We start from the raw sequence: 20,580 nt of genomic DNA on the forward strand, positions 1-20,580 counted from the left end.
CCACTTAGCAAGCTAATTTATTAGTCCTTAAAATTGCTTAGGCGTCAGTATAGTGAATGGGCTTAAGCCCTGACAAGCAAATTTATACTTTGCTGTAAAAACATCATTAAACTGGCTTAAAGTGACTACATAATCTACAATTTATACAAAAGATTGCCGGAGATCGACGATGAAATGGATAGCCTTATTTCCGATGATTTTCTTAACTGCTTGTGGCTATTACAACTCAGAAGTGGTTGATTACAGAGAAGTTGTTGTCACACCTCCACCCTATCACTCAGTGACTGTAGTCGATGAGGAGCCTGTTAATGTGACGACCACCGAGATTGACTATTATTAATAAGCTCTTTCGCAAGGTAAAACAATTAACTTAACAAATTTTAATTAATTTGTCACACATCTTTTATCAATTTTGCGCTCTAATTATCACTCAATTTGTGGCAATCATTTTTTGCCATTTCAATTTAAAAAATTTAATTTAAAGTATTGACATAATTGTCATGTGTGTTAAGTTGTTAATTACCAGATGTTATTGACTTAAGTGTCAAATAAATTTTGACATCCGGTGTTTGTTAATTAAATTTAAGGAGAATTATTATGACTGGAACAACACAAGGTGGTAAAAAAGCAGCTGCAACACGGGGACATGAGGCGTTAAGTGCAGCTGGTCGCAAAGGTGGGCAACATTCTGATCATCGCCAAACAGCTAAGAGCCGCAGTCATGAAAGCTCAACCTCAAGCAGTAAGAAAAGTAGCAGTAACAGTCGAAGTAGTAGGAACCATGATGAATAAAGGTGTTTTTTGTTTAGCTTTAGTAAAAAGCCTTTCCAATTTACGGGGAGGCTTTTTAGATATTGACTAATTAAGAGCCGGGCTATCTGTAGATTTTTCTACTACTGGATTATTTTTTAACTTATTAAGTAATTCTGTAAATAGCTCTTTGAAGATTTGTGCCAATCCAGCTTTATGCGCCTGCATACCACCCGCATTTTTTTGTTTTAACGAAGTCAAATGCCCTGTTTCAGCAACGTTAGTATTAAAGGGTGAAAAAATATAACCGCGGCTAAAAAATCGATTGACAGCAGCTGTTACTTTGAAACTACCCCCTTGATCTTGTGGTGAGACATTGGCGCTATATAATTTATGTTTATTGTAGGCCCTATCCACGGCTTTTTGGACTTTATTAATTGAGACATCATTTAAAACATAGCCTTTTAAGCTTTGTATTACCTGTTTTTGTTCAGGAGAAAGTTTATCATTAGTCTTTTCACTCATACTCTTTAATAAATTAACCCGGCCCGCAACCGATTGATAACGCTCGTTAGCACTCTTACAACCAGCTTCCGAGACAGGTTCAACAAAAACTGATAACGCTTGTACTAACAGGCCGAATTGCGAGTCATGATAATCATCACTAACCATCATTTTAAATAGAGCCTGCATAACTAAGGTTTCTAACGTCATATTATCCAATTTGGCTTCAGCAGCATCGCGAGCGATAGATTTCTTATCTGACTTTTTATCCTTAGATTTCTCATCTGATTTTTTATCAGCAGTAAACGGTCGGCAGATAGACTGTGCCCAGAATGCTTTCTTCTCTTCCAACTCTTTAATTAATCGCTCCCCTTGCCGGCTGTCTTTAAAATAGCCTAATTTGCCATCCTTTGATGTTGATAAGAAGTGTACATAACGTGCCTGCGCTCTTTCATAAAAACTTGCAATTTCCATGCTGATGGCTGGCGGAAAGAACGCACTGTGTTGATTAAACGTGGCTAGCAAGGCTAAATCTGTCATCAGTGCTGCTTCTGCCGTGGCGTCATCAAAACTATGGTAATCCAGCTCTTTAGTGTGTTGATTAACAGGCACATTCTGCACAAACACTAATTGCGAGGGCTTGCCTGCTTTGACTTGCGTCTGATTAAATTGGTGCGTACCTAAGAGTATATATTCCGCACTCGTACGCTGCTTATTTTTGCTTTCAAAAATTTCATAAAATTCGGTATGCAACGACGTTAATAGGTTATAAATGATGGGCGCATCTTGCGAGTGTTTAGACGCAAGTAATTGGTAACTATGTTGTAACTTATCCGCAACATCTTCTATTGCTGTTGTAGAGTCTTTTGCTGCAAATACCGCGATTGATGGTACACGAGCTTCTTGTGTTACGTTATGGTAAGGCGCTACTTGTTGTAAGGGGCCATTGGTCGTAAGGTGATTACGATTAATTAAACGCAGAGCCTGTTTATCGCGACCAATGCCTTTATCATGTGCCGTAAAGTCAGTTGCCGTGATTCTAACTACCGTTTCATTTTGCGTATCTGTGTGTAAATAATCAAGATTAGTTGCGGTGGTGCTAGTAAAATCATGTTTATTAAGAACATTGACCACCTTATCACAAAGTTCCTCTACTTCATTCTCGTTTAGCCCCTTACCTAATTGAGCAACCAAAATCTCTCTAGCTTCTTCTGCTAATGTTAGGCGCGCTTTATCTAAGGCAGTATTAAGGCTGCTAAAAAAATCCTCATTATTTGCATTGGGACTATCTTGATAAGCGGGCTTAGCTTCCTCAAAAGCTTTTTTGAATTTTTCTAAGACCTTAGCGTTTATAGTTACTATTGTGTCCTTTAAAGCTTCTTTATAATCAAGACTAAATGACAGCCCCTTTCCCTGTGCAGCCTTTTCTTGTTCAGCCTTTTCCAATGCACGACAACAAAGACTAACATGCATACTCATTTCTTCTTGTAAGGGGATAATGCAGCTGCGGCTATGGTTATTTGATGTCAAAAATTGGCATAGTGAATCTGTATTATTAACACCTAACTTGGCAAAAAATTGATCTCTTAATCTTTGATCATGCATGATATCTAAACTACAGAGCGTTTGGCTGGTAATTTTTGAGCCGCCTAGTAATTCGGAAAGCACTACGCTTAAATTTAAATCGGTAACTGAACTGAAATCTGTACGAGGAGCAATCCTGCGTAAAATTTTATGTAAGTCATGAAGTCCTAGATCAACGGTAATTAACACATGGCCTTGAGGATCAAAAATATTGTCATTCTTTCCCTTGGCTAACTCTAATCCTTTTTCAACTATATATTGTTGGTAAATGGCTTCCGCGCGATTATGCTGGTAATTTTTTTCATGCTGCTCTAAGTGGTACACGGCTTGTAAAGAGGATAGTTCCCGCTCAAACACATGCCCAAACTCTGAATACTTGGCTTGTTCTGGGTGCTTAAGAAATTCAGTTACTCGTTCATTAATCCAGTCAGTTTCACTGTTAATTTTTTCAGCTGGTAATGTACCCGTATCTAATAAAGCTTGCCGTCCATTTTCTGGAAATTTTTCATTATCGAGTGCATTGCTTGCTAGTTGATAAAGCTCCTTGATAAGCTCTTCGCTACGCGATTGATCGCTAAGCCACACGGAAAATAATTTCTTTCTATCGGTTAGTTGTAATTTTTCTTGTAAAAGCCTAACTGTTAAGCCTTGTTTAGCAATGCTCTCTTTAAGATCTCTAAAAAAATCTGCTTTATAATCGTCGGGAATTTTTCTTAAGTAATTATCAATTAAAATAAATGCTTTTCTTTTCTTATCATTTGCTAAAGCATCCCCCTGTAGAGAATCAATTTGCTCCAAAATAAAGTCTGTAAGCAATTGCTTATCGCTATTAGCTATTGGCTTCGTGCTATCACAATCATTATAAGCCTCTAAAGCATTTAGTAGATCTTCTTTTGGCCCCCCTAAATCTAAGCTTCCGCCTCCCCTTATAAGAACAGGCAAGCCTCTTAACTCTAAAATTGTTTCTCTATTAGGTTCCACCTGCTCTAAATTCGCTAATACAGCCTGCTGCATAGAATGAGACATGTGGAAAAAAATATAAGGTCTTTTTTGAACTAGCGCTGTTGAACATTCTACATTAGCACTTGTTAAGGGCTTTATAAATTGAGGATTAAAAATAGCAAATTGGGCAAGCTCTATACTCAAACTAGCTTTTTCTGCCTCGGGTACTATGGCGTATAAATTATCTATAAAGATGGGAAGATAACTGGGCGCCCGCTCATAAATTTTAGTTAAGCTCCTAATTAGATTGCGGGGATCATCATATATTGCCTGCGCTAATGAAATAGTAGGGTCAGTTGGCTTTGTAAAGCCAATAAAGTCTTTTAACTCCCGCTCAAGGCGTTCAATATTTTCAGGTAAAAACTTATTCGCTTTCCATTCATGATAAGCAAAATTTTTTAAAGCGTTTTGTAAATCCTCTGGTATATCTTGATGAACAATTCTTGTTAATAAATTATCGTCTAAAGGGACACCTAACTCAATATATAATTTTTTAACTAATTGCGCGGCTCTACTGTCTATCGAAGGGCCACGTGAGCGCCCCCGATAAAATAAATCAGCGAATTGGGAATGTTTAGCCGCTAATTGTTCGGTCAGCTTGGCTATTGTAAGATTTTCTTGGCTGCTTAAGTTCTGAATATCTTCAAAAAATGATTTTTTTCTTACATCAATTTCAGACGCACTTTTACTAGCAATATAGCCTTGAATTTCGCTTCCTAAAACTGCATTGGAATTTGCCATGATGAGTCACTTTTTAAAAGTCTATACTTATTATAGTAAAATAACTAAATTAGCTTAAGGAATTGTTAAATTTAGCTTAAAAAATTAATTTTTACTCTTTCTTTACACATTTAAGATTTTTTTAAGAAATGCTCTAATTTCTTTTAAAATAAGTTGCTTATCTTGTCTAATAGGCGAATGTCCTGCGTGAGGTAATTTAATGTCTTTAAGCTTAGGCAATAATGTTTTAACTTGCTCAACTTCAGCATCATTAACTAGGCTCCCACGTATGGTATTACCCCGAATTAAAAGGATAGGACACTTAATTTTGGGAAAGAGTTCTTCAATGCTGTATTGATGAAATGTCGCCTCAAAATCATTAATGATTGCATGCAACATATCAGGGTCACATTGACTTAAGCTTTCAGGTATAGCGCCATTATTAAACGAGGTGACATTTAAAAACTTACTAATTTTCAACCACTGGATTAACTGATTAGCAAAGGCTCCTTGCTCTTGGGCAAGTTTGCGCAAAGAAGCAGTTGTCAGAGGCGCATCAATAATAATTAGTGATGACACCAACTGCGGATATTTCGCTGCTGCCATAAGCCCAATCATGCCGCCTAAGGAATGGCCTAAAATAATTGTCGGCTGCTTTATGTACTCCATTATAAAGCATTGCGTATCCATTAAATAATCTTGTAATTTATAAGCGCCTGCCATGTGTTTAGATTTACCATGGCCGCGAAAATCAATGGCTAACACATGTAAATAGGCCATTAAATCATTGATTAACGGTGAAAATGACTGCCAATTTTTTGTAGCGCCATGGAGTAAAAGAATAGGCAAACCATTAGGTGGGCCTTCAATAAAATTAAGCTCAGCAGACTCGCAGTGAAACCTATTTTCTTTCATAGATATACCTATTAAATACCCTTTTAAAAAAGGAAAAATTACTGCCAACTTGGATCACTTTTTTATTTAAAAATATGAAATTTATAAATAAATATGGATAAATAAAAATGATGAATTATTAAACGAATATAAGTATAGTTTATATAAAAAATTTTTTATAAAAATTAGCTTTACTAAGCATTAGAATTCTGAAAATTTGAGCCTATTCTTAAGCACGCCACCTAGCTATTTAGCCATTTCCATTAGGATTGAGGCCATTGATTAATGGCTTTTATCAGTAACTATTGACACAGTAGGGGCAATTTACATACCATGCGTAAGCTTAAACTAAATGCTTACAGCTTCATGAATGGAAGTAAAATTAAGGAGTTATCAATGAAGTTTCAAAAATTAGCCTTTGCCCTGCCCTTTTTAATTTCTCAATCTGTTTTTGCCGTCTCCCCTGACCAACCTGATGCTTGCCCGCAACCAGAAGCTTTTGCTGCTGTAGGTGTAAACGAAGTTGAGTTCGATGAACTAAGCAGTATGTGGGCAGCTTACCGTACAAGCAGCAGCTTTGAAACAGCGCACCAATGGACATTAATTGTTGCACCAATAGATGCTGAAAATGCTAGTGATGCGCTAAACCAAGCCAATAAAGCGTTACCAGGCTTAACATTAAATTATGGCCCTGAAGGAGAAGACGGCATGTGGGCTTGTTTATACAGTAATGCTAACGAATCTTTAATGGCTATTGCCGTGACACCACCTGTTTTAGGTGACGTGAAGCGCTTAATTAATAAATTTAACTTAAAAGCTATTCATTAAACGTTCTATAAATGCTTTTCTGACAGGAAAGCTATCCTCTTTTAAATTCTATATCTCTACGTACCGCGCTTTATGCGCGGGTATCCAGTAGTAAGGTAGGTTGGGCTAAGCAGAGCGCAGCCCAACGATTAGTTAGTTGTTGGGCTGCACTTCGTTTAGCCCACCTACCTTACTAAAACTCGGGTTTCACTTAGGCTAACCTACGGCTTGATGACATCAAATAAATAGCCTAGAGATTATGGATACCGTGGTCAAGCCACGGTATTTCGGGCTTAGGTAGGTAATATAAATAAAGAAAAAAACCCGAATTACCGCGGCTTGACCGCGGTAACCAAAGGTGGAGCGCAAGGGCTATGGATATCTTGATTAAGTCGTAATATTTCGATCGTTACAATAGTTTATTTATGTATTAGCTTGCTGCTTCGCGGATTGTCCATACGCGCTTAGTTTGTGGTGGCAGTAGCGCTGCCTCTATCCATAAGAAAAAGGTTCTTCCATTTATGGCCGGCATAGACTTAGAGGCTAATGCCACTGAAAAGGGATATTTTTTGCGTATTGCTTGTAAAACAGCCAAGACATGGCCAATATCAGCCTGATTGTCATGCAGTACTAATTCATTATTGCGATAAATTACTGTGACCGGCTGCCCCTTTAACGTTTGCTTTATTGCAGTTTCTAGTCTTCGCCACTTAGCTTGATTACCTCGTTGTTGCTCTGCTTGTGTTGGATTTTGTTGGAATTTAATGCGAGCTTGCGGCATAAATACTTTCGCCCACGTGTTATTACTTGGTTTTTGCTGTAAAAAATAAGTACATAAGGCATCGACTAAATAGCGGTATCGGCCAGAAACGTTGGGACTTGTGCCACGACGCGTATTTACATAAATAGCGAAGGCAAGCGTATGCGCGTTAACTGTGTATAGATAGCCAGATAGGCTAATGATCCCACGCATGGTTCCCGTTTTAGCGCGAACTAAATCTTGTTGATTTGGTTTTTTAAACCGCCGTTGTAGAGTACCATCCCGGCCAGAAACAGGTAATGCTGCAATGTATTCATAAGCAAGGGGGAAACGGTCAAAGAGAAAGCGCAGTAAACTAACTGTCTGATTTGGTGTTAATAAGTCATAACGTGATAAACCAGAGCCATCGGTTAAAATGGCTTGTTTGAGCGGAATACCCGTTTGCTGTTGTAAAAATTGCTTGATGATTGTTTGTGCTTCAGTCCAGTTAACTGGCGCACCATTTAGCTTATCTGCGGCATGTAAAAATAAGCTGTCGGCATATAAATTATCAGAAGGTTTTAAGGTATCTGCCATGAGTTGAGCAATTGGCTTTGAGGCATCTGTTGCAATTAACATGGTGCCTGCAGGCGCTTTGTCTAATAATACATTGCCTTCCAACACAATATTAGCTTTGTATAATTGCTGTCTAACTAACCCCTGCGCATAGAGTAAGGGATTACGAATAGCCATTTTCTGTTGAATTGCCCATTGGCCAACGCCAATACAGCCATGAACTGCCAGATGATTCTCTTTATCCATAATAAAGCTAACACCACAATGAGCAGCGGTATCGTTGGTTTTTACTTGGTTATTGACAATAATACTGCCACTATCATCATCTACCTCAACAATAGCAGGCAGACCCGGTTTATCAGCGGGATTGACCGTAACCGTCATTCTATTAGCATCAATCATAACAGGCGCTAGTGGAGCGCCATAACTATAAGCTAAATCTTCATTTAGCCAACCAGGCGCATACGGGTCAACAGCCGCATGGCTACTATCTATAATCACATTGCCTTGAATACGGCTAATATGCCATGCTTTTAACTCGCCAATGAGCTCGCCTAAACGATTACGACTAAAAGATGGATCGCCAGACAGGTGCAGGTACAGATTTCCCTTTAGGATACCCTGCTGTATTTGCGAAGAATTGATGCTTAGCTTGTTTTTAAAACGATAATCAGGCCCTAATACCATTAAAGCTGCAGCATCTGAGAACAATTTCATATTACTTGCAGGAATAAATAGCTGGGATTTATTACGCTCGTAAAGTGTCACGCCTGTTGTTAAATCAACCACTTCAATGCCCATATTAATTTTAGGATCAACTTGATTAATTAATTTATCAGCGCCACCTTGAATACTTGCATATAAAATAGTCGGACTTAACAGCAAAGCTGCTTGGGTTAAAATCCTTTTCATTAAAATAATTTCCTTATTAAAGATTTTCTAATCATACCGCAAGCCCATTCGCTCCAGAAGACCCGCAAGTGTGTCATTGTCAAAAAATTTTATTTGTAACCACCCACCTCTACCTTGGGCAACAATCTGCACAGGCGCGCCTACTTGTTCAGCTAATTGCACTTCTAAATGCTTAATATTTAAATCCGTTTTTTCTGGCTCTTCCCTAGCTGTTTTTTTTAGCTGTTTAACTTTCTCTTCCAACGTGCGCACCGACCAGTCATTATTTATAATCTGCGCTGTCAATTCAATTTGTACTGTAGGCGCCATGCCTACCAGTAAACGCGCATGACCTAAGGCAAGCTTACCGTTAATAATTTGCTCTTGTACCTGTGAACACAGGTTAAGTAAACGCAAAATGTTAGCAATATGACTACGAGATTTACTCACTAAACTCGCTATCTCATCTTGATGAAAATTAAATTCATCACGTAAACGACGATAACCACAGGCTTCTTCGATTAAATTTAGCTCCTCGCGCTGAATATTTTCAACGAGGGTCAGTGCAGCAGCCTGCTTATCAGTATAAGTACCAACTATACAAGGTACCTCAGTTAATTTAACAATCTTTGCTGCTCGCCAGCGTCTTTCACCAGCAATAATTTCATAGCGGCCCGTGATAATTTCCCGAACGATTAAGGGCTCAATTAAACCTTGCGTTAAGATAGAGTCAGCAAGCTCTTGTAATGAGGCATCATTGAAATGAAGACGAGGTTGATAACGGCCACGTTGCAATGCGTCAATGGGTAAAAGCTGATAGGCAGTAGCCATTTGTCTTCCTAGGATGATTTAATGGGTATATACCTTTGACTAGAATTTTTGCAGCCTAAGGTAATAGCTTACGTTTTATCATAAGCATACCAACCTAAATAAAAAAGCATATGCGAAAAGATGGCAGATAATAATCCGTAATGCCAAAAAACCCAACCAAAAAGAATGGTTTGAGTGATATGCAAGAGCAGCATAGTGTAAATGAAACGTTTCGTTATTAAACAGCCAGCGGCTATAAAAGCTGGTAAATGTCCAAAGGTTACTATTAAACCATTGAGTAAAATAGCAGCCCAAATTAATATAGGCTGTTTTTCATCGGCGTATAAAAAAACAAAAAACGTAATAACATTCAGTAGCCCCCAACGGGCTAAAATTTCTTCAACCACACTACCATATAACAAACAGCCATCAATACCAAAGGTCGTACGTAGTTTCTTCATAATAGCTAAAGTCTTGTCATCAAGCACTTTGGTAGCAATCCCATAATAAAGGACAAGAAATAAGATAAGCCCTAAGCCGGTGGCAATTAAAACAGGCAATAATTCAATAGAATCTAAGACTGACTTTCCCTGTAAAAGGGCATCGAGAATTGGATCCCCAAGCCCTGTTACTAGTGATAAAACACTTCCTGCCGAACTCATTAATAAAACCATGAGCAACGTTTGTACCGTAACAATTCGAGTAAAGCGGCTTTTTAATTCCTTACTATTATGTGGAATCATTAAATTGATTAAACGGGGAATGACAATATAAACACCAGGCAATGCTAGGAAAAAAAGAAAAGCAGTGATAGCCCAATTAAATGTCATGTTTTACCTTGGTTAAAACACTATAAAAAAACCCATCGCAATTATTTAAGCCTGGCAAAAGCTGATAGCCATAATCAGTTGCTATCCCCCAAGGCTGCTTTTCCATACTATATAATGCATCTTTCTGCTGCGCTATAAATTGAGCGATTTGTCTTGTGTTTTCTTGTTGTAGTACTGAACAAGTAGCATATACTAAAAGGCCACCTGGTTTTAATACTGTCCAAAGCTTTTGCAACAAGGCTGCTTGCAACGTAACAACAGTTTGAATCTCAGCGTCAGTCCGTAGCAACTTAATATCAGGATGCCTTCTAATAACACCCGTAGCTGAGCAAGGCGCATCCAATAGAATTCGATCAAATAATATGCCATCCCACCACGATTCAAGATCAAGCACATCACCCTGACAAATAGTCGCTTTTAACTGCATGCGCTCTAGGTTTTCCCGTACACGCTGTAAGCGTTTAGCGTCAATATCTAAAGCAATGCATTCTTTTAAGCCTGGTTCTGATTCTAAAATATGACATGTTTTTCCACCAGGTGCGGCACAAGCGTCTAAAATACGCAATCCTGGCTTTAAAGCAAGTAGAGGCGCCGCTAATTGTGCAGCCTCATCCTGCACGGCTATATCTCCATTCGCAAAACCAGGGAGCTCTTGCACCTCACACGGTGCCTCTAAAGCAATTCCTACGCTTGAATAAGTCAGAGATTTTCCTGGTAAACCTACCTGCTGCAGGCGCTCTAAATAAATACTGCGAGTCACATGACGCTGATTCACTCTTAAGCTCATTGGCGGGTGAGTATCATTATTTAATAAAATACTCTGCCAATCATTGGGCCAGTCTTGTTTTATTTTTTTAATGAGCCAGTCGGGATGGCCAAAAATAAATTTAGTTTGTTTTTCTAAATTCTCTAATAGTGCTACTTTTTCACGACAAAACCGTCTCAAAACGGCATTTACTAATCCTTTTGCCCAGGCTTTTTGCTTTTTATCAAGCATGGCAACTGTTTCTTGTACCACAGCATACTCAGGCTTATTTAAAAACTGTAATTGATAAAGACCAATCAACAACGTTAACCAAATGTCTAATTGTTTAGGGCGTTTGTTAAGTAAATAATCAGCAATCGCTTCTAAGCGATAGTAATGACGACAAACGCCAAAGCAAATTGCTTTAGTCAAGGGCGCTTGCTCTTTTTGTAATAATTGCGTGAGAGAGGCTTTGTTTTGCAGTAATTTTAATAAAATTTGCAGCGCATCTAAACGAGGGTTACTCATTGAAGAACCTGACCGACTTCAAGCTGTAAGCGCCCTGAATTGAACCAATCCGCAACTGATAATACTTTCCCACCCGCAAATTGCAAACGTAAAACACGCACTAATGCGTCGCTTGTCGCAACTAAAACACCTTGTTTATCGATAGCGACAATGGTACCAGGTTTTGCTGTGGCGTGAGCTTGCTCGATATTGGCTTGATGAATACGAATAGGGTCTGAGCCCGCATAAGTATAAGCGATTGGCCAAGGATTATAAGCGCATATTTGCCTAACAATATCACTCGCCTTTTGCTGCCAATTAATTAAGGCATCTTGTTTATTAATTTTTCCCGCATACGTGGCTAAATCATTATCTTGCGGGACAGGATGACTATGGCCCGCGGCCAATGCATCTACTGTTTCTAATAAGGGCTTTACCGCTAGCTCAGCTAATTTGTCATGCAATGAGCCAGCTGTTTCATTTGGACTGATACGATATTGCGCTTTAGCCAGCATATCCCCAGTATCCATGCCTACATCCATTTGCATAATGGTAACGCCGGAATACTCATCACCATGTAAAATGGCTTGCTGGATTGGCGAGGCACCCCGCCAGCGCGGTAGCAAGGAAGCATGGACATTAACGCAACCTAAACGAGGAATAGATAGAACCTGTCTTGGCAAGATAAGGCCATAGGCAATCACAATTAATAGATCAGGTTTAAGATCAGCTAATGCGGTAACCTCAGAAGCATTGCGAAAATTAACGGGTTGAAAAACGGGAAGCTGGTGCGTTATAGCCCAAGTCTTTACCGCGGAAGGTTGTAGCTTACGGCCGCGACCTGCAGGTCTATCAGGTTGAGTATAAATAGCTAACACTTGATGTGTTGAATGGAAAAGCGCATCTAAGCAAGGTAAACCAAACTCTGGCGTACCCGCAAACACAATTTTTAAATCAGCCATTATTTACTACGCACCTGTTGCCGTTTGAATTTATCTAATTTTCTTCTTGCCATAGCGCGCTTTAATGGAGAGAGCAGATCAATAAATAACTTGCCATTTAGGTGGTCAATTTCATGCTGAAAACATTCACCTAATACACCCTCACCATCCATTTCATAAAATTCACCAAAGCGGTCTTGCGCCCTAATTGTTACTTTTTGGGCTCGCTTAACTATATCGTAAGCGCCTGGCACAGATAGGCAACCTTCTTGGTAGTCTGCTGTGCCTTCTGAAGCAATAATCTCTGGATTTGCTAATACGAGTTGTTGTTTTCTGTCACCCACAATATCAATCACTGATAAACGTAAGCTAACGCCAATCTGCGGTGCTGCAAGTCCTACACCTTCGGCAGCATACATCGTCTCGAACATATCTTCGATAAGACTATGTAATTGCTCATCAAATTGCTCTACCGGTTTTGCAACTTGCCTTAAACAAGCATCAGGTAAATAAAGAATTTTTCGAATAGCCATAACGTTCTACATAATAATAAAATGCCTGCTATTATCACCAATACGCCTAGCCTCTGCAAGATACTCCTGCTGTGAGCTAGTAATTCCTGCCAAACTTTCACAGATAATGATAACAAAGGCTTAAAGCTTAGGGTCTCGTAAACCGGCAAAGCAAAGAAATGTGCTTTGAGAGCGTCAGGATAGCTTTATGTGTGTTTGCAACAAAGCTTAAGCTTTAAGCCTTTGTTATTTTAATTATTTTTAAACAACCCTTGCTACTGTAAACTTCCAATCGTTTAAACCTGTAAAGAGGAAATTCATGCATAGACAAAATAGCCTCTTATTTATATAGTGGTGGATTATTATAAAATAACTTTAAAAAGATTTTAATTTTGTTTGTTATAAAAGTAGTAAAGTAGCAAATCATTTAATAAAATTGATTGTCTCCTTAAACGCAGCTAAGAATCACAACGCTTGGTGGTTTTTCTTCAAGGATTGATTAATGCGATACATGCTGATTGTGGTTTGTTTATTATTACCTTTCTATACTGAAGCGATTACATTACGCGCTGACTACCCTAAACGCTATGTGGTTCAACCTGGCGATACCTTATGGAGTATTGCAAACCGTTACCTGCATCAACCCTGGGAATGGAAAGCGTTATGGCATGCTAACCCTCAAATCAAACATCCCGACCGTCTCTATGCAGGTGCGGTATTAGAACTGCGTTTTTTTAAAAAAAATCCTTATATTCGCGTACTTTCTAATGGAACAATAAAACTATCCCCTTACGTACGACCTTATCTTTTAGGGGACCCAATTCCCCCTATCCCCTTAACCGAAATTAAGCCTTTTTTAAATGAATCACTCATCATGGATGATAATCGCTTAGCAAGAGCACCTTATGTTGTCGCTTATGTCGGCGAACATATGCTAGGTGGACAAGGCGATGAAGTCTATGTGCGAAGATTACATCGGGCGCCTGAAGCCTGTGATGATACGACCGTTGCTTATGCTATTTACCGCCCTAATTGCCCCTATAAAGACCCTAAAACAAAAAAAATCCTAGGTTATAAAGCAAGCTTAATTGGCTATGGGCAATTATCAAAAGGCGGAGAACCCGCCACCGTGTTATTAACCGAAATCACCAAAGGCGTACGTATAGGTGATCGGGTGCTATTAAATGACTTTCCATCCTTTAATCTAAATTTTGAACCTAAAACACCACTTTATCCTTTAAGGGGAGTCATTATTGATGTCTTACCTGAATTCACGCAAGGGGCAGTTGGTTTGGTAGCTGTGATTAATCGGGGTCAAGATGCTGGGTTAGAGTCTGGCGATGTATTAGGTATTTATTCACCAGCCCACCTCATTCGTGATCCTAAAGATTGCTTTAATCCATTAAAATGCTCTAAATCGGTTCTTCTACCCAGAGAGCGCTTAGGTGAAGCAATGGTATTTCGAGTCTTTACGCAAACAAGCTTTGCCTTGGTAGTTCGCTCTATTCGTGCTATTCATTTAGGAGATATAGTTACAAATCCATGAATAAAATTTATTTGCTTGCCCTCAACCGTATCCCACAGATTGGGCCTCGAAGTATAAAAAAACTATTAGGCCATTGGCCTTCGCTGGCCGATATGTTTGCGCTATCACAACTTCAATTAGAAGCTGCTGGCGTACCCTCTAAGTTAGCTGCTGCTATTAAAGAATTTGATTTCAAACAAGTTGATGCTGATTTAAATTGGGAAAAAATACCAAATCATCATTTAATTACTTGGGATGACCCGAATTACCCGAGCCTGCTTAAACAAATTTATGATGCGCCACCGATATTGTATGCTATTGGCGATTTAACCTGTTTCAAGCAATTAACTGTTGCCATGGTTGGCACACACAAACCCTCAGTAACAGGTGCTCAAACAGCATGGCAATTCGCCTTTGATTTAGCAGCAAACCAAATTACAGTGGTTAGTGGGCTTGCACTAGGAATCGATGCGCAAGCGCACCAAGGCTGTATAGCAGCAAAAGGTAAAACCATCGCGGTGTTAGGGACAGGCATTGATTGTATTTATCCTAAAAGCCATCTTCAATTAGCCAATCAAGTCACTGATGAGGGCTTATTAATTTCTGAATTTCCGTTAAAAAGCCCACCAATTGCTGGACATTTCCCTCGAAGAAACCGTATAATAAGCGGTTTGTCTTTAGCCACACTGGTCGTAGAAGCTGCAGTTCGTAGCGGCTCATTGATTACAGCGCGTTTGGCTTTAGAACAAAACCGAGAGGTTATGGCAATACCAGGTTCTATTAATAATCCACAAGCCAAAGGTTGTCATTATTTATTACAACAAGGGGCAAAACTAGTTACCTCTATTCATGATATTCTTGCTGAATTAGACATTGAGCATACTTTGTCTAGTAAAGAAGAATCCGCAATCAACCTTGCAACCCATGATGAAAACCTAGTAAAGTGCCTAGGTTTTGAAATAGCGACTATTGATCAAATCATTCAGCGCAGTGGATTAAGTATTGAAACGGTCACCTGCAATTTAACTGAATTAGAATTGCAGGGAATTATCAAAGCAGTGCCTGGCGGCTATATAAGGTGTTGATATGAAAGATAACCTATTAGAACTATTGATGAATTTCTTTGAGAAAAGCTTATCTAAGCTAACCCGAGGACAAACAGAAAACAATACAACAACCGATATCACAGCAAATAATGAATCAGATGACAATGAATTAGAAAGTAACGAAAATTCAGCCCTCATTATACGAGCAGCTCGTAATACATCAATTCGTATTTTTACAGCGCATGAACAAATTAAATTTACCAAAGCCAGTTATCAGTTTCTAACTCGCATGTTACTGTGGGGTATCATTGCGTCTGAAACATTAGAATTAGTCATTAATCAACTGAGTAACTCTGAGTCACGTTTTGTGACCTTACAGGAAACTAAATGGACTATTCGCAATCTTTTAGCAGAAAATTTGGATGAATCTCAACTCGCTTTTCTTGATCTTGTGCTATACCAAAAGGAAGATAAGTTACCCCTGCACTAGATTTCTTAGGATTTATCTTCAAATGAGATGAGTAAATATAATTTTTAGTCTATAAAATAATCATTGAATGGCATTGTATTTATTTACCACTATTAGCAATTTAAGAGCCGTTAAGGAAAGGTTAACTTTATGAGTAAACATTTGGTAATCGTAGAATCGCCTGCAAAGGCTAAAACGATTCAAAAATATTTAGGCAAGGACTATGAAGTTTTAGCATCATACGGCCACGTTCGTGATTTAGCACCACGTAAAGGCTCAGTAGATCCTGCTAAAGATTTTACAATGTCTTATACTCCCGTTGAGAAAAATATACGGCACATCGATTCTATTGCTAAAACATTAAAAAATTCGCAATCTTTACTGCTGGCTACTGACCCTGATCGGGAAGGGGAAGCCATTTCATGGCATATCTTTGAGTTGATGCGCGAGCGCAATTTATTAAAAAATAAAGAAGTTCATCGAATTTTTTTCAATGAGATTACTAAATCAGCTATTCAAGAGGCCGTTAATAATCCTCGTGATATTTCTATGGATTTAGTTAATGCCCAACAAGCGAGACGAGCACTTGATTATTTAGTAGGCTTTAATCTTTCTCCTTTATTATGGAAAAAAATAAGACGCGGATTATCTGCGGGACGCGTGCAAAGTCCAGCACTGCGTTTAATTGTCGAACGTGAAGAAGAAATTGAACGCTTTGTGCCTCAAGAATATTGGCGAATACTGGCTAAGTGTCAACATAAAAATGCCCCCTTTACAGCTAAACTTACTCACTATGAAGAAGAAAAATTACAGCAATTTACTATTCAAGGTTCAGAGCAAGCTCATCAGATTCGCGATAACCTGTTAAAGCTTGCACAAGGTCAATTATTAGTTACTAAGGTTGAGAAAAAACAACGTAAAAGAAAGCCTGCTTCGCCATTTATTACTTCTACCCTACAGCAGGAAGCCGCCCGTAAATTAGGTTTTACTGCACGTAAAACCATGATGGTTGCTCAACAGCTTTATGAAGGAATTGATATTGGTACAGGAACGGTTGGTCTAATTACTTATATGCGTACAGATTCCGTTAACCTATCGCTAGAGGCTGTTCATGAAATCCGTGACTTCATTGAAAAACGTTATGGTAAGAATAATTGCCCACCAAACCCACGTATTTATAAAACTAAATCTAAAAATGCACAAGAAGCACATGAAGCCATTCGCCCGACCTCTGTTTTACGTACCCCTGAAACCGTAGAAAAGGCGCTATCGCCTGATCAATATAAGCTCTATAATTTAATTTGGAAACGCAGTATTGCTTGTCAAATGGAAGATGCCCTAATCGATATGGTTGCCGTTGATTTAGCTTGCGGGGAAAAAAATATTTTTCGCGCTAATGGTTCCTCTATTGCTTTCCCAGGTTTTCTTGCCGTTTATGAAGAAAGTCTAGATGATATGGGTGACGATGAGCAACAAGGCGTGATGTTACCTAATTTGCAAGTAGGCGAGCAAGTTACGCTACATGATATTACGGCTAACCAACACTTTACTGAGCCGCCACCACGCTATTCTGAAGCATCCTTAGTTAAGGATTTAGAAGAATATGATATTGGTAGGCCTTCAACTTATGCAACCATTATTCATACGTTACAACAACGTGAATACGTGACCGTTGAGAAAAAGCGCTTTGTTCCAACTGATGTTGGCCGTATTGTTAATCGTTTTCTGACGGGTCATTTTACTCGTTACGTTGATTATCAATTTACCGCCCAGCTTGAAGATACGTTAGATGCTATTTCACGTGGCGAAAAAGAATGGATTCCCGTATTAAAAGAATTTTGGCAGCCTTTTAACCAGCAAATTCATGATATCGATGAAAGTATTCAAAGAAAGGACGTAACGACCGAAGTACTCGAAGAAAAATGCCCTCAATGCGACAGACCCTTGTCTATTCGCCTCGGTAAACGCGGACGCTTCATTGGCTGCACGGGTTATCCAGAATGCGATTACACCCAGGCTCTTAACAGCCAGGACAATGAAAAAAATGAGCCGACCGTTGTTGAAGGTCGAGTTTGCCCTGAGTGCTCTAGCCCTTTGCATATTAAATCAGGTCGTTACGGACGCTTTATTGGTTGCAGCAATTATCCTGAATGCAAGCACATGGAGCCGTTAGAAAAGCCTGCCGATACTGGTGTTGAATGCCCTCAATGTCATTCAGCCAAAATTTTGCAGCGTAAATCTCGTAAAGGTAAAATCTTTTTTTCATGCGGCAGTTACCCTAAATGTAATTATGCGCTCTGGAATGAACCCATTGATAGGCCTTGTCCGCAATGCCATTGGCCTTTATTAACGGTTAAAGAAACAAAGCGCAATGGCCGCAAGATTTTATGTCCCAAAGAGGGATGTAACTATTCGGCAGACGAATAGACTAGCTAAAGATAAGATTTGGAACCAAATTCATATAATCCAGCGCCATACAATTATTATTTACTTTTTGTCATTCCCGTGTAGACGGGCATCCATGGCTCGCATTGACATGATGCTAACTTTAAGAATGGATCTCCGCCTGCGCGGAGATGACAAACGATTTTTGACTAGCAGGATTTTTAACTAACATGGATTCCTGCCTGTAGAGATGACAGTTTTGGTAAAAACCGAAATTGTAGCTCTAAGTGGCGCTCGGCTGGCGAAGAAAGTGGAGAAGCCAAGCTATTTGTTGAATTATTTTTTATCAAAATGAATCAAATACGCTTGTTCAATCGCTTGAAACTTAAGTTGCTACATTGTTTAAATTTACTACTAAATACCCCGACTAGTATTAATCATTACTACGCGCCCGCTTTGAAATAAGACTTCATAGATAAATTCATTTGATGAAAATTGATAAGTCCAAACTTCATAAATATCCGTAGCAATACCGTAAGGTACATTAAATTGATTGATTAAAAGGTTGGGATCTTGATAGACATCTTTTGCTAAAGGCTCGCCACATTTTCTTAAAACTAAAAACTTACTATCTCCTTCATAAACTAATGCATTGCCACAACGCATAGCAAACACATTAACACAGCCCAATAGCATTAGGGCTGTTAGGAAAATTTTAAGATTAGGCATAACCGTCCAAATAAAAGGATACCTTCGCTTGATTATAGCTTAATTTACCCGAATATTAAGGAATTGCCATGGATCACTGTGATCTATTGCCTCAGCAAATAATTCACTGCGTTTCTGTAAGGGCGTCCAATCAGTATAATACCCCCCTAAATTACCTAAATAAGGCTCGGCAATATCTAAAACATAACGATAATCTAAATCTTCAGGCTCAACTATACCACAATCTGGATGCTCTAAAGCCCAAAGCACCCCTGCCAACGTGCCCGAAGCAACTTGTAAACTAGTGGCATTATTATAGGGCACAAAATCTCTGGCTGTTTGAATTGAGAGTTGCGAGCCATACCAATAAGCGCCTTTGCTGTTACCCATTAATAATACGCCTAATTCATCTATACCCTCCATGACTTCATCAACAATTAAGCGTTTTTTCTCTTGGGCCTCAAAATAATTGCCAGATAATTCATATAAAGACAAGACAGCATCTGGACAAGGATTATACGCATAATGCACGGTTGGACGATAATAAACGCCTTGGTCATCTTGCAACGTTAAATAATTTGCTAAACTAATCGCTTCAGCATGGGTAATTAAAAAACCATGGCATGCACCGCCTAATGGTGTCCAAGTACGAACAAGGGTAGCAGCACCTGGTCGCTTCAAATAAATAGCGCATTTAGGCCCAAATTTATGCTGCTCTGCGTCTCGTGGCCAATGACGTTCATGTGTGCCCCAGCCTAACTCGGCAGGTTGTAAACCTTCAGAAATAAGACCATCTACAGACCAAGTATTAACAAATTCTTCAGATTTTTTAGGCTGGCGTGTGGTTTGAGTGTCATGTTCTGCAATATGAATACTTTTAATCTCTAAACGATGCGCAAGCTCTGCCCAGTCAGTAGCTGTTTCTAAACGAGACATAGCTATACCCGTATCATTTGCCATATTCAAAAGCGCTTGTTTAACAAAATGAGATACTAAACCCGGATTAGCACCATGGGTAATCACCGCTGTCTTTTTTGCTTTATCTTTAAGCTTAAGAACCTCTTCACGAAGCGCATAATTGGTTCGCAAAGCAGGTGCAATAGAGCCATCTAGATAAATTCCATCCCAGGGCTCAGAACAGGTATCAAGATATAAGGCACCCTTCTCTTGACAAAGTTTAATCAAATCAACACTTGAAACACCTAAAGAAAGATTTAATAAAAAATCACCTTCTTGTAAGAATCCTCCGAGGATTTCATAATAATTTTCTTCAGTGATGGTTTGATGGTGAAAGTTAACTTGAAATTGTTGTGCGATTTTAAGCCCTTCATTGTCTTTACTAATGATTGTTATTTGTTCAGGCTGAAAGATTAAATGTCGAAAAAGTAACGGTAAGATCGCTTGTCCAATACTGCCAAAACCCAAAATTAAGATTCTTTTTTGTAATTGAACTTTTCTTATTACCATTTCGATCCTTGGTTAATTAAAATGAATAGATTAATTGTTTGATATTTTTACAATAAGTATAAGTACTTAATTTAGCGAGTATTTTTTCTAAATTAATCACCTTATACTTTGCTAAAGAATAATAAAAAAAAATAATAAAAGTAAACTTTTTAAAAATAAAAAATATAA

General features: G+C 38.8%; 17 protein-coding genes. 7 read left to right on the forward strand and 10 right to left on the reverse strand.

Going from position 1 to position 20,580, the window contains the following annotated elements:
- Positions 1–169: 169 nt before the first annotated feature.
- The gene (locus DYE47_RS16075; RefSeq protein ID WP_160149902.1) at positions 170–340 is read left to right on the forward strand and encodes a hypothetical protein; all 171 of its coding nucleotides are present in this window, start codon (positions 170–172) and stop codon (positions 338–340) included.
- Between the two features lie 257 nt (positions 341–597).
- Complete coding sequence (locus DYE47_RS12665; RefSeq protein ID WP_115303681.1) at positions 598–792, forward strand: hypothetical protein; 195 nt, start codon at positions 598–600, stop codon at positions 790–792.
- Positions 793–858: 66 nt separating this feature from the next.
- On the opposite strand, the gene DYE47_RS12670 is transcribed toward DYE47_RS12665, so the two are convergent.
- Together DYE47_RS12670 and DYE47_RS12675 are read right to left on the reverse strand one after the other, a co-directional pair.
- A complete protein-coding gene (locus DYE47_RS12670; protein WP_115303683.1) occupies positions 859–4,581 on the reverse strand; it encodes a hypothetical protein in 3,723 nt (1,240 codons plus the stop codon).
- A 102-nt stretch (positions 4,582–4,683) separates the two neighbouring features.
- Positions 4,684–5,475 carry an alpha/beta fold hydrolase gene (locus DYE47_RS12675; RefSeq protein ID WP_115303685.1) on the reverse strand — a complete coding sequence of 264 codons (792 nt, stop codon included), beginning with the start codon at positions 5,473–5,475 and terminating at the stop codon, positions 4,684–4,686.
- A gap of 375 nt (positions 5,476–5,850) precedes the next feature.
- Here DYE47_RS12675 and DYE47_RS12680 point away from each other — a divergent pair, with 375 nt between their 5' ends.
- Positions 5,851–6,282 carry a DUF4949 domain-containing protein gene (locus DYE47_RS12680; RefSeq protein ID WP_160149903.1) on the forward strand — a complete coding sequence of 144 codons (432 nt, stop codon included), beginning with the start codon at positions 5,851–5,853 and terminating at the stop codon, positions 6,280–6,282.
- A gap of 409 nt (positions 6,283–6,691) precedes the next feature.
- On the opposite strand, the gene dacB is transcribed toward DYE47_RS12680, so the two are convergent.
- The 6 genes from dacB to def all read right to left on the reverse strand — a co-directional run bounded on the left by dacB (position 6,692) and on the right by def (position 12,833).
- A complete protein-coding gene (gene dacB / locus DYE47_RS12685; protein ID WP_115303689.1) occupies positions 6,692–8,488 on the reverse strand; it encodes a D-alanyl-D-alanine carboxypeptidase/D-alanyl-D-alanine endopeptidase in 1,797 nt (598 codons plus the stop codon).
- 27 nt (positions 8,489–8,515) lie between these two features.
- Complete coding sequence (locus DYE47_RS12690) at positions 8,516–9,298, reverse strand: ParB/RepB/Spo0J family partition protein (RefSeq protein ID WP_115303691.1); 783 nt, start codon at positions 9,296–9,298, stop codon at positions 8,516–8,518.
- A 68-nt stretch (positions 9,299–9,366) separates the two neighbouring features.
- Positions 9,367–10,107, reverse strand: a complete 741-nt coding sequence (locus DYE47_RS12695; protein ID WP_115303693.1) for a CPBP family intramembrane metalloprotease — start codon at positions 10,105–10,107, stop codon at positions 9,367–9,369.
- A complete protein-coding gene (rsmB, locus tag DYE47_RS12700) occupies positions 10,097–11,380 on the reverse strand; it encodes a 16S rRNA (cytosine(967)-C(5))-methyltransferase RsmB (protein ID WP_115303695.1) in 1,284 nt (427 codons plus the stop codon). Before rsmB ends, DYE47_RS12695 begins: the two co-directional genes overlap by 11 nt.
- Complete coding sequence (fmt, locus tag DYE47_RS12705; RefSeq protein ID WP_115303697.1) at positions 11,377–12,321, reverse strand: methionyl-tRNA formyltransferase; 945 nt, start codon at positions 12,319–12,321, stop codon at positions 11,377–11,379. The genes rsmB and fmt overlap by 4 nt, the downstream gene beginning before the upstream one ends.
- Positions 12,321–12,833: a peptide deformylase gene (gene def, locus DYE47_RS12710; RefSeq protein ID WP_115303699.1), complete on the reverse strand. Its 513-nt coding sequence runs from the start codon at positions 12,831–12,833 to the stop codon at positions 12,321–12,323. Before def ends, fmt begins: the two co-directional genes overlap by 1 nt.
- Positions 12,834–13,314: 481 nt before the next feature.
- On the opposite strand from def, the gene DYE47_RS12715 reads away from it, so the two are divergent.
- The 4 genes from DYE47_RS12715 to topA all read left to right on the forward strand — a co-directional run bounded on the left by DYE47_RS12715 (position 13,315) and on the right by topA (position 18,279).
- The gene (locus DYE47_RS12715) at positions 13,315–14,358 is read left to right on the forward strand and encodes a LysM peptidoglycan-binding domain-containing protein (RefSeq protein WP_115303701.1); all 1,044 of its coding nucleotides are present in this window, start codon (positions 13,315–13,317) and stop codon (positions 14,356–14,358) included.
- Positions 14,355–15,422, forward strand: a complete 1,068-nt coding sequence (gene dprA, locus DYE47_RS12720; RefSeq protein WP_115303703.1) for a DNA-processing protein DprA — start codon at positions 14,355–14,357, stop codon at positions 15,420–15,422. Before DYE47_RS12715 ends, dprA begins: the two co-directional genes overlap by 4 nt.
- A gap of 1 nt (position 15,423) precedes the next feature.
- Positions 15,424–15,873, forward strand: coding sequence for a DUF494 family protein (locus DYE47_RS12725; protein ID WP_115303705.1), 450 nt, complete (start codon positions 15,424–15,426; stop codon positions 15,871–15,873).
- Between the two features lie 129 nt (positions 15,874–16,002).
- Positions 16,003–18,279 carry a type I DNA topoisomerase gene (gene topA, locus DYE47_RS12730; RefSeq protein ID WP_115303707.1) on the forward strand — a complete coding sequence of 759 codons (2,277 nt, stop codon included), beginning with the start codon at positions 16,003–16,005 and terminating at the stop codon, positions 18,277–18,279.
- A gap of 372 nt (positions 18,280–18,651) precedes the next feature.
- On the opposite strand, the gene DYE47_RS12735 is transcribed toward topA, so the two are convergent.
- Positions 18,652–18,966: a DUF2845 domain-containing protein gene (locus tag DYE47_RS12735; RefSeq protein ID WP_115303708.1), complete on the reverse strand. Its 315-nt coding sequence runs from the start codon at positions 18,964–18,966 to the stop codon at positions 18,652–18,654.
- Between the two features lie 39 nt (positions 18,967–19,005).
- Positions 19,006–20,412, reverse strand: coding sequence for a homospermidine synthase (locus DYE47_RS12740; RefSeq protein WP_115303710.1), 1,407 nt, complete (start codon positions 20,410–20,412; stop codon positions 19,006–19,008).
- Positions 20,413–20,580: the final 168 nt, after the last annotated feature.

It is taken from the genome of Legionella beliardensis (genome assembly GCF_900452395.1).
In the GTDB taxonomy this organism is placed as follows: Bacteria; Pseudomonadota; Gammaproteobacteria; order Legionellales; family Legionellaceae; genus Legionella_C; species Legionella_C beliardensis.